At 48.8% G+C, this 8,637-nt stretch carries 12 protein-coding genes and 1 pseudogene; 1 reads left to right on the top strand and 12 read right to left on the bottom strand.

Annotation, left to right across the window (positions count from 1 at the left end; genetic code table 11):
- Positions 1–17: 17 nt before the first annotated feature.
- From GKG34_RS15460 to GKG34_RS15445, 4 genes are all read right to left on the bottom strand, one after another.
- Positions 18–944, bottom strand: a complete 927-nt coding sequence (locus GKG34_RS15460) for an ABC transporter ATP-binding protein (RefSeq protein ID WP_002594743.1) — start codon at positions 942–944, stop codon at positions 18–20.
- Between the two features lie 135 nt (positions 945–1,079).
- The gene (locus tag GKG34_RS15455; protein WP_002596319.1) at positions 1,080–1,997 is read right to left on the bottom strand and encodes a HAMP domain-containing sensor histidine kinase; all 918 of its coding nucleotides are present in this window, start codon (positions 1,995–1,997) and stop codon (positions 1,080–1,082) included.
- Positions 1,998–2,002: 5 nt separating this feature from the next.
- Positions 2,003–2,695: a response regulator transcription factor gene (locus GKG34_RS15450; RefSeq protein WP_007037412.1), complete on the bottom strand. Its 693-nt coding sequence runs from the start codon at positions 2,693–2,695 to the stop codon at positions 2,003–2,005.
- The gene (locus GKG34_RS15445) at positions 2,688–2,876 is read right to left on the bottom strand and encodes a helix-turn-helix domain-containing protein (RefSeq protein WP_005933662.1); all 189 of its coding nucleotides are present in this window, start codon (positions 2,874–2,876) and stop codon (positions 2,688–2,690) included. Before GKG34_RS15445 ends, GKG34_RS15450 begins: the two co-directional genes overlap by 8 nt.
- Before the next feature lie 144 nt (positions 2,877–3,020).
- On the opposite strand from GKG34_RS15445, the gene GKG34_RS15435 reads away from it, so the two are divergent.
- Positions 3,021–3,389, top strand: coding sequence for a helix-turn-helix transcriptional regulator (locus GKG34_RS15435; RefSeq protein ID WP_005933665.1), 369 nt, complete (start codon positions 3,021–3,023; stop codon positions 3,387–3,389).
- Between the two features lie 27 nt (positions 3,390–3,416).
- On the opposite strand, the gene GKG34_RS15430 is transcribed toward GKG34_RS15435, so the two are convergent.
- The 8 genes and pseudogenes from GKG34_RS15430 to GKG34_RS15400 all read right to left on the bottom strand — a co-directional run bounded on the left by GKG34_RS15430 (position 3,417) and on the right by GKG34_RS15400 (position 8,550).
- A complete protein-coding gene (locus GKG34_RS15430; protein WP_005933668.1) occupies positions 3,417–3,716 on the bottom strand; it encodes a hypothetical protein in 300 nt (99 codons plus the stop codon).
- Positions 3,717–3,732: 16 nt separating this feature from the next.
- Positions 3,733–4,086, bottom strand: a complete 354-nt coding sequence (locus tag GKG34_RS15425) for a TnpV protein (protein ID WP_035394338.1) — start codon at positions 4,084–4,086, stop codon at positions 3,733–3,735.
- 26 nt (positions 4,087–4,112) lie between these two features.
- Positions 4,113–5,993 carry a recombinase family protein gene (locus GKG34_RS15420; protein WP_005933672.1) on the bottom strand — a complete coding sequence of 627 codons (1,881 nt, stop codon included), beginning with the start codon at positions 5,991–5,993 and terminating at the stop codon, positions 4,113–4,115.
- 90 nt (positions 5,994–6,083) lie between these two features.
- Positions 6,084–7,037 (bottom strand): annotated as a pseudogene (locus tag GKG34_RS15415) (type IV secretory system conjugative DNA transfer family protein); the annotation flags it as partial.
- Positions 7,034–7,492: a PcfB family protein gene (locus GKG34_RS15410; RefSeq protein WP_154256840.1), complete on the bottom strand. Its 459-nt coding sequence runs from the start codon at positions 7,490–7,492 to the stop codon at positions 7,034–7,036. The pseudogene GKG34_RS15415 and the gene GKG34_RS15410, both read right to left, overlap by 4 nt.
- Positions 7,493–7,521: 29 nt before the next feature.
- Positions 7,522–7,968 (bottom strand): DUF3846 domain-containing protein, encoded by a 447-nt coding sequence (locus GKG34_RS15405; protein WP_154256838.1) that lies wholly within the window; start codon positions 7,966–7,968, stop codon positions 7,522–7,524.
- Positions 7,955–8,092: a hypothetical protein gene (locus GKG34_RS15745; RefSeq protein ID WP_173015267.1), complete on the bottom strand. Its 138-nt coding sequence runs from the start codon at positions 8,090–8,092 to the stop codon at positions 7,955–7,957. The genes GKG34_RS15405 and GKG34_RS15745 overlap by 14 nt, the downstream gene beginning before the upstream one ends.
- An 8-nt stretch (positions 8,093–8,100) precedes the next feature.
- Positions 8,101–8,550: a hypothetical protein gene (locus tag GKG34_RS15400; protein ID WP_154256836.1), complete on the bottom strand. Its 450-nt coding sequence runs from the start codon at positions 8,548–8,550 to the stop codon at positions 8,101–8,103.
- Positions 8,551–8,637: the final 87 nt, after the last annotated feature.

Genomic DNA, 8,637 nt, shown 5'->3' with positions numbered 1-8,637 from the left:
ATTCGCATTTGATTAGTTTAAGCAATTCCTTCGCCCCCTGTCACACGCTTGAAGTAATCTTCAAGACTTTCTTCACAGGTATGCGCCTCCGATACCTCCAATCCGTTTTCTACAAAGGCAGTTACAATTTTCCCCACAGGCAGATCAAGGTTGTGCAGGCGCAGATTGTGGTCGTCCTGTATGGAAAAATGGTTTTCATGGAAATTGCGTTCCAAAATTCTTGCCGCCTGTGCAGTATCAGAGAGTGTAAACCGGATATGCTTACTGCTTTTTTGCTCCAGTTCAGCAAGGCTTTCTTCTTCCAGCAATGCGCCGTGGTCGATAATTCCAATATCGTCAGCCAGCAAGGAAATCTCCGAAAGAATGTGACTGGAAATCAAAATGGTTTTTCCTCTTGCGTCGCAAAGCTCCCGAATAAAGGAGCGTACTTCTGCAATACCGATAGGATCGAGACCGTTGATCGGCTCATCCAAAATTAAAAGTTCTGGATCGTGCATAACGGCAAGGGCGATGGCAAGCCGCTGCTTCATACCAAGAGAATACTGTGAAAAGAGCTTTTTATCTTTGTAAGGCAGTCCTACCAGATCCAGAGCATCTTTGATGGCATGATTGTTTGGTACGCCCCGCAGGGTAGCAAAGATACGCAGGTTCTCTGTGCCGGTCAGATTGGGATAAAAGCCGGGAGACTCAATCAAGCTACCAATACGGGGCAGCAATTTCTTTTCATTCCCCTGCAAGGGTTTCCCCCAGATTTTGACCTCCCCGGAAGTCGGCTTCGTTAAGCCCAACAGCATTTTCATGGTAGTGGTTTTTCCGGCTCCGTTTCTGCCCAGCAGACCATAAATTCTCCCACGCTTCACATGGATATTTAAGTCAGCCACACTCTTTTGTGAGCCATATTGCTTCGTCAGATTTTTTGTTTCAATGATGTAATTTGTATCCATATTCAAAACCTCCTGTTCTGTAAGGTATTCTATCACGCCAACCTTGCATTAACCTTGCCGCAACCTTGCATTAACCTTGCAATTTGAAATCCGGCAAAAATGACAAAGGTTCCCGCCATAAAGACGGGAACCCGCTTAAATCTCCAAAGGAAAAAGCAACATAAATTCAGTTCCTTCTCCCGGAAAGCTTTCAACTGTTATGCTTCCACCCATCTTTTCTACAAGCTGATGGACAATAGAAAGACCAAGTCCGCTTCCTTTTTCGGAGCGTCCTTTATCACACTTATAAAGCCGTTCAAATATGTGTTTCAAATCGTCTTTCTCAATTCCTACTCCATTATCCGCCAGCAGCAGCTCCATGTTATTTTCCTTCTTTGACAGGACAATTTTGATTTTGTCTGCATGGCTGTGAGCGATTACATTTTGAATGAGATTGTTGACGATCCTCATATAGCTGTCCATATCCAATCTTACCCGGACAGGCTGTTCGGGAATATCAATGTCATAATCAACCTGTTTATCCTCAAAAATCGGTATCCAGTCAATCAGGATATTTCTTGTCAGCTCTGCGGCCTCAACGCTCTGGATTTCCAAAGCAAACTCATTGGAATTTAACTTGAACCAGTCAAAGAGCACATCAATATATTCTTTCAGATCATGGGCTTTCCGTCGGGCGGTTTCAATATAATCATCCCGGTCTTTTCCTGTGACCAGTCCTTTGTGTGCAGCGTCAAGATACCCAATCAGAGTGGTAAGGGGTGTCCGAACATCATGGGAAAGGCTCGTCATAAGCTGGCGGTTGGTTTCTTCTGTCTGCCGTACAGTTGAAAGTCTGCTTTCATAGGACACAACAATCTCATTGATTTCATAGGCAAGAGGTGCTGTCAATTCATTTGTTGCAGACAGAATACGCCGGTTGCCATTTCCGTTTTTCACATCAACCAGCACATCGGTCATTTCTGCGATTTGTTTTTTTACGCGCCGAACGAGAACGATGGAAGTCAGCACAGCCACAACAGCAATCACAATGGACAAGAAAACGATGATTTCCATATTGGCTATACCTCCTTATTAAAGCGGTAGCCAATCCCTTTGACCGTTTGGATATACTTTGGGCTTGAAGGATTGACTTCTAATTTTTTACGAAGCCGGCTGATAATCGCCATAATGTTACTGTCATCATAGAAATATTCTTCGCCCCAAACTTCCTCATAAATCTGCTGTTTTGTCAAAATTTTTCCTTGATGCTTTGCGCAGTACAGGAGCAGATCAAATTCCTTTGGTGGAAGTTCAAAAGTGCCATTTTCCGTCGTAACAGAACGATTTTCAAGGTCAATTTGCAATCCATCAAAATCCAGTTTTTGCACAGCTCCGGCTTGATGATTAAAGCGGGTGTAGCGGCGAATGAGGGACGCAATACGGGCAATCAGTTCGTCCATATCAAACGGTTTTGTCAGATAATCGTCCGCCCCGGCCCGTAAGCCCCGCACTTTAGAAATGCTGTCATTTTTGGATGTAAACATCAAAATCGGCAGGCTGTTCTCTTTGCGGATTTCTTCCAGCGTTTCAAAGCCATCCATACCGGGCATCATCACATCCAGCACCACAAGCTGATACTCCTGCTCTTTTAATTTCTGCAAGCCCTCTTTTCCGGTATTACAAAAATCGGCTTCTATATGTTCCGATTGTACGCTGCGTTTAATCAAAGCGCACAGTTCTCTGTCATCATCTATAATCAAAATTTTATTCATGGCGTAGTTCCTTTCCTTGTTTTGTCCGGCCATCAAGCGGCTTCTCCGCAGTTTTAGGGAGCAGCCAAACACCGGCCATTTTCACAGCGCCGGGGATACGCCCACCGGCACAATAATAATTTACCCTACGAGGTGTCACGCCCCATTTCTCGGCGGCCTCTTTCAATGTCATATAGTCCATTTCGCACCTCCACAGAGTACATTATAGTTCTCTTTCTCGAACAATGCAAGAAACGGAATGTGAATTATAAACTTCAACCAACCTGCATATAGCAACATTCCACAGGCAAAGTATGAATTATACAATGTAACTGGGTGATGTTATATGGCGAAAGTTGAAGATTGTCCCGGTTTTGAAACCTTCGGCGCAGATGTCAAAGCCGCACGAGAGGCAAAGCGTCTGGCACGAAAAACATTGGCAGAAATGGTTGGGATTGAATGGCGGTATCTTGCCAACATTGAGAATCAAGGTGCGATTCCGAGCCTGCCTGTGATGATCCAGTTGATTAAGGTCTGCGGACTTCCCGTGGAACGGTATTTTAACCCGGAGATCATGCGGGAAGAAAGCGAACAGCGGCAACGAGTCAGCCACAAGCTGAAGCTTTGCCCTGAAGAATACCTGCCGATTATCGAAGGTGCCATAGACGGGGCGCTCAAAATGGAACAGACTGCGAAGCAGAAGGAGGACGCATAATCGCGGCCTCCTTCTGGCGTTTCTATATCAAGTTTCCCGGCACTTTTCCCAAAGTTCCCGGCACCTCTGCTGGATTTCTCCGGTTTCTGTCACAGTCAGATCGCGGTCATTTCCGGTAATCTTATCTTCCAGAAAGTTGGCGTATGTATCCAGCAAGGCGTTTCGCAAATCCTCCGGAGTTTTCTGTATTTCGGCGCTGTACCAGTCATTCCGGTGAGGTTCCCATGCCATCAATGTATAACCGTGGCTGGTCTGCACCACCTCATACAGAGGATCATCATCCAGATATGCCTGAAACACTTCCAGAACCTTTTCAAAGGTCAGCATTTCCCACACCTCCCATTCAACTGCAAATCAGTTCCCTGATTAAAATTTCCTCAATCTGTGCCGTTAATGTGTTCATCAGTCCTACCCAGCGCATAGGATCACAGGCTTTCAGTTCCTCAGTGACACCCGCAGCCTCCATCATGTGAGGCAACATGGTGTCCACGCGCTCCTGCGCTGTCCAATCAATCTCTAACAGGTGCGGATACAGTTTCTCGCTCATCAGCAGTTGGTTGTAGAGAATAGGACGGTGTTCCTTCAGGTAGGACTTTCGCATCCTGCCGTACTTGCCGATAGAAGTTTCCGGCTGTTCAGAAAGTTTTAGGTTGGGTATATCATAATCTCCACAACGAATGTAAGTCAACTTACTCATATTCATGCTCCTTTGCTCCGTGATGATTAGACTGCTGCGCTGGCTGCTATGCTGCCTTTGCGCGGTTCTTCTTTTGGTAGCTGCCCGATAGTAGAAAAAACACCTTTTTTCATATCCTCAGCCCGGATCAGGGCTTTCTTAGCGTCCATTTCCGCTTTTTTCTTCGCCTTGATTTTGTCCTCATACCGTTTCTGTGCGCCGCTGGCTTTCCGCTTCAAATAGTTCTGATGGAGCCTGTCCTTGCGTTCTTCTCTTTTCCGCAATTCTTCCTGTTCCTCTGGGGTTAAAGGAACCGGCTGTAAGGATGGTGGAATATAGCGTCCTAAAAAATTAAAGTAGATTTCAATTTCCTGCGTGGTATCCTGACTGCCTTTTCGGGAGCGTTCATGGACAAGGATTTTCTCTACAAACTCGTTGAGCATGGTATTTGTCAGCGTGTCAAAATTCTCGTACTTATCAATCAGGGCTATAAATTTCTCTGCTGATTTCTGGCTCTGCTCATAGCCGGTAACAGCCTTTTCCAACTCCGCAATTTCAATCTCAAGTGCGTCCTGCTCTTTGGCATACTGTGCATCAAGCGCCTTATATCGTGTATCCGGCAGCTTGCCGAGGGCGTTATCCTCATAGATTTTGCAAATCAGTTTTTCCAGTTCTCCGGCTCTCTTTTGGGCAGTAGCCAGATGCCTGCGCTTTTTCGATATATCGGCACTCTGTTGAGCAACCTGCGTCTCCTGAACAGTGTGAATAAATTCCGTCCGGTCATTTCTCGAATATTCAGCGATAGCCCGGAGTGTGTCGGAAACCAATGTCAGAACAGCACTCTCATTGATACGGTGTTGTGTAAGGCATAGTGTCCCACACGGAACTTTGGTATAATTGGAACAGGTATATTGAGAAATCCGCTTGCCATTGTTGGTGCGGTGGACATACATCTTGCCGCCACAATCGGCACAATAGAGTAAGCCTGTGAGGGGAGCTGCTTCGCCCCAGCCGTTTGGATAACGCCGTACATTGCTGCGGATTTTCTGCACCAGATCAAAGGTCTGCTGGTCGATAATGGCTTCATGGGTATTCTCAAAGATCGTCCACTCGTCCTCAGAAACATAGTGGCTTTTCTTGTCCTTAAAGTGCTTGCGGGTCTTGAAATTGATGGTGTGCCCCAAATACTCTCGTTTTTTCAAAATGTTCACGATGGTAGATGATCCCCATCCATAGGGGTCTTTGACCGGCTTTGAACGGTTCACACCCTCGTTGAAGCGGGCAAGGTGTACGACGGGAATTTCAATCCGATCTGCGGATAATTTGCAGGCAATCTGATAAGGCCCATATCCCTCCAGCGTGAGGGAGAAGATACGGCGTACCACTTCGGCGGCTTCCTCATCTACCAGCCAATGCTCCCGTTTTTCGTCCCATAAGTAGCCGTAAATCACAGTGCCGGTCAGGTGCTTGCCGCTCATACCTTTTGCCTTAAACACAGAACGGATTTTCCTGCTGGTATCACGGGCGTAAAATTCATTCATGATGTTGCGGAATGGGGTAAAATCGTCATCGCCTTTCAGACTGTCCACACCGTCGTTGATGGCGATCAGACGAACACCGCGTTGCCGCAAAACCTCCATGACCTGACCGACCTTCAGATAGTCGCGCCCCAACCGGCTCATGTCCTTGATGACGATTGCCTCTACACGCCCTGCCTCCACTTCCTCCATCATCGCCAAAAATCCGGGGCGGTCAAAACGGGTGCCTGAGATACCATCATCTGTAAAGTGCGTAGGGTTTGGCAGCCCATTCCGGCGGGCAAAATCCTCTAACATCTGTTTTTGGTTGGATATGGAATTGCTCTCGCCCTGTAACTCGTCGTCCCGGCTCAGGCGCTCGTACAGTGGGGTAATTTTTTCATTTCTCATGGCTGTACCTCCTGAAACAAAAATGCTCTAAGTGATTGCTTCACTAACCATGACAAAATCATGATTAAGAAGTCACTTAGAGCATATATCACCGGCAGCCAGCTTGTAAAGTTTGTACTGCCGCCCGGCAAAGCTGTTGGGTTTCTTTTTTGCCAGTTCTTCAAACAGCAGATCCACCGGGTTCTGGTATTCTTCATCGTCCTCCAGCACCTGCATGGTGTTCAGCATCTCCAGCAGGGTAGCGAAGTTTTGCTCCTCCACCGGGGCTTCATAGTGCAGATAGGCAATCAGAGCAGTGAGCAAAAGACGCTCCGATTTTTCCCAGAATGGGTCCCCGCCGGACCCTTCACCCTTGGTGTTGGTCATCAGGGTTGTGACCAGTTTCAGAATGTCCTTTTCGCTGTGGACATAGGCGAAGGGGTTGTAGTGCATGGACTTTTTGAAGTTTATGGTGTTCAGAACTTTTACCTTATAACCATTTTTCAGCATGGCCTGCCCACATTCAAGCACGATTGTACCTTTCGGATCGGTTACGACATAGGAACTATGGCATTGCAGGAGGTTGGGTTTCAGCCAAAATCTCGTTTTGCCAGAGCCGGAGCCGCCGACCACCAGCACGTTTTTGTTCCGGGCGTTCTTGGGGTCAGGCGGGCGGTTGCTCATCATCAGCCGTTCCGTTTTGGTCAGGATGATGTTGTCGGCAAACTTGGGAGCCATGAACGGCTCAATGTCCTTGGGGGTGCCCCACCGGGCAGAGCCGTACTCCATGCCATGACGGTACTTCTTTGCGTTTTTGCCACGCAGATAGACCACCAGCCGTAACCCTGCACCGCAGCACAAGCCCACCAGCAAATCCAGAGTGTGCAGACTGGGCAGAGGATTTGCAAACGCCACTGGGATGGTTCCCATCATGGACATGATCTTATCCCCCAGTTCCTTGCCCTCGGCAAGTCGCCACGCTTCGCCAAAGTTGGTTGCCACCAGCCCCAGCAAAATATAGGGCAGATACAGTGCCAGCAGCTTTGTCAGCTTTTTCGTGGTCACAGTCCACGCTCCTGTTCCTTGTGCCGGACTTTGCCGGGGAGTTCTGCCGCTGCCTGCACCAGTTCCTGCAACCGTGCCAGTACCGAGGGGCGCTTGTCCTTGTTCAGCAAAGATGCCGAATATTCCTTGAACGCCGAGTGAAAGGCTTCTGCATCCGGGGCTTTGAAAAAGACCAGATACCGGGGCGGCACCTCGGAATTGTCCTTGCGGATAGCGTAGTCGATGCCGTACTTTTTGGCATAGCGTTCCAGCCCACGGATGCCGGTCTTGCTGATCTCCACGCTGGACACGCCCCGGTTCTGCCGCAATAGGGTGCGGACACTTTGCTTACCTTGGGATGTTTTGGACTGGTACAGCCGAAACGCCGCTTTAACTGCCCGCAGGACAGTCCGGGCGGACAGCTTTGTGGTCGAGATGGCAAGGTTGACCGTCTTATGCTCGATTTCTTCCTGCATCGTTACCACCTCCTGTGCAGAAAATCGTCTTAGCGGTCATGTTCCACCGGGGGCTTGTTTACAGCCTTTTCTGCATCACTCTGAACTGATTCATCCGGAACCGGAATGACCATCAGGCGGCGTCCCAGAGGGAGAAAAGCTTCGGGCTGATGGAAATGCTCTTCGTACTTCTGCGCCAGTTCCGGGGAGAGCGACGCAAAGTCCTCCTCGCCCAGCCCCACCACCAGAAAGGTTCCGGCAATAACATCGTACATCAGCCCATCCTCGTCCCACAGGGCACGATTCAGGGGCAGACCCATGAGCTTACCATCGTCATTGCAGATGATAGCCACCGGGTCTGCAAAGGGGTAAACAGTAGCAATCGTGCCGCCCACCGCCTGCTGCAAGGCTTTCAGGTCGTTATCGATCTCGACCTGCTGCGGATGCTGTCCCGGTGCAATTTTCAGCACCGAAAGGGTATTTTCATTCTGTTCCATTATCATTCTCCTCAAAGATGGTACTCTCCTGCCCGGCGTGGGCAGCGTTCAGCAGAGCCGCTACGAAGAAGCCGAAAATAGCACCCGCTTCAAAAAATGCGAATCCGATAAAAAAATTCAGCATAGTACACCTCAGTCGATGCAGATGCAGGTCAGCTTCTGACCATCCGCCATCAGGGTGGTGCTGTGGCTTTCCAGATAGGTCTGAAAACGGTAAATGTCCTCCACCGTCAGGGATACGATGGCTCTGTGCCCATCGGTGCGGTAGAAAATGACCGGGCCGGTCAGGTACCGCTTGCCTGCCAGCTTGAGGACCTGCGCCGGATTGTAGCTGATAAACAACGGTGCGCCTTTCACGGCAATCAGGGCATCCTCCTCATCGAAACAGGGCAGAACGGAAGGGGCATCCTCTTCCGTGATAATAGTGAGTTCCATATCCGGGCCGATGGCGGCAAGGTAGACATTCTCGCTTGCCATTTCGCTCAAACAGGATGCCGCCTGCTTCAACACAGACAAGATGTTTACATCCACCGTGATCTGCGGAGCATGGGGTGCGGAGTGAAAAGGAATCGTATTGTTCATAGGCGTTACCTCGTATAATAAAATAGTAGTATTTATAGACCGCTCTCCAGCGGAATGCTACAATAGTTTCAGGGTGCTGTGGATTGG

The sequence above is a fragment of the Faecalibacterium sp. BIOML-A4 genome, assembly GCF_009679665.1.
Classification (GTDB): domain Bacteria; phylum Bacillota; class Clostridia; order Oscillospirales; family Ruminococcaceae; genus Faecalibacterium; species Faecalibacterium taiwanense.
Note: the sequence above shows the minus strand (reverse complement) of the source record. Positions and strands in the feature narration are given on the sequence as shown.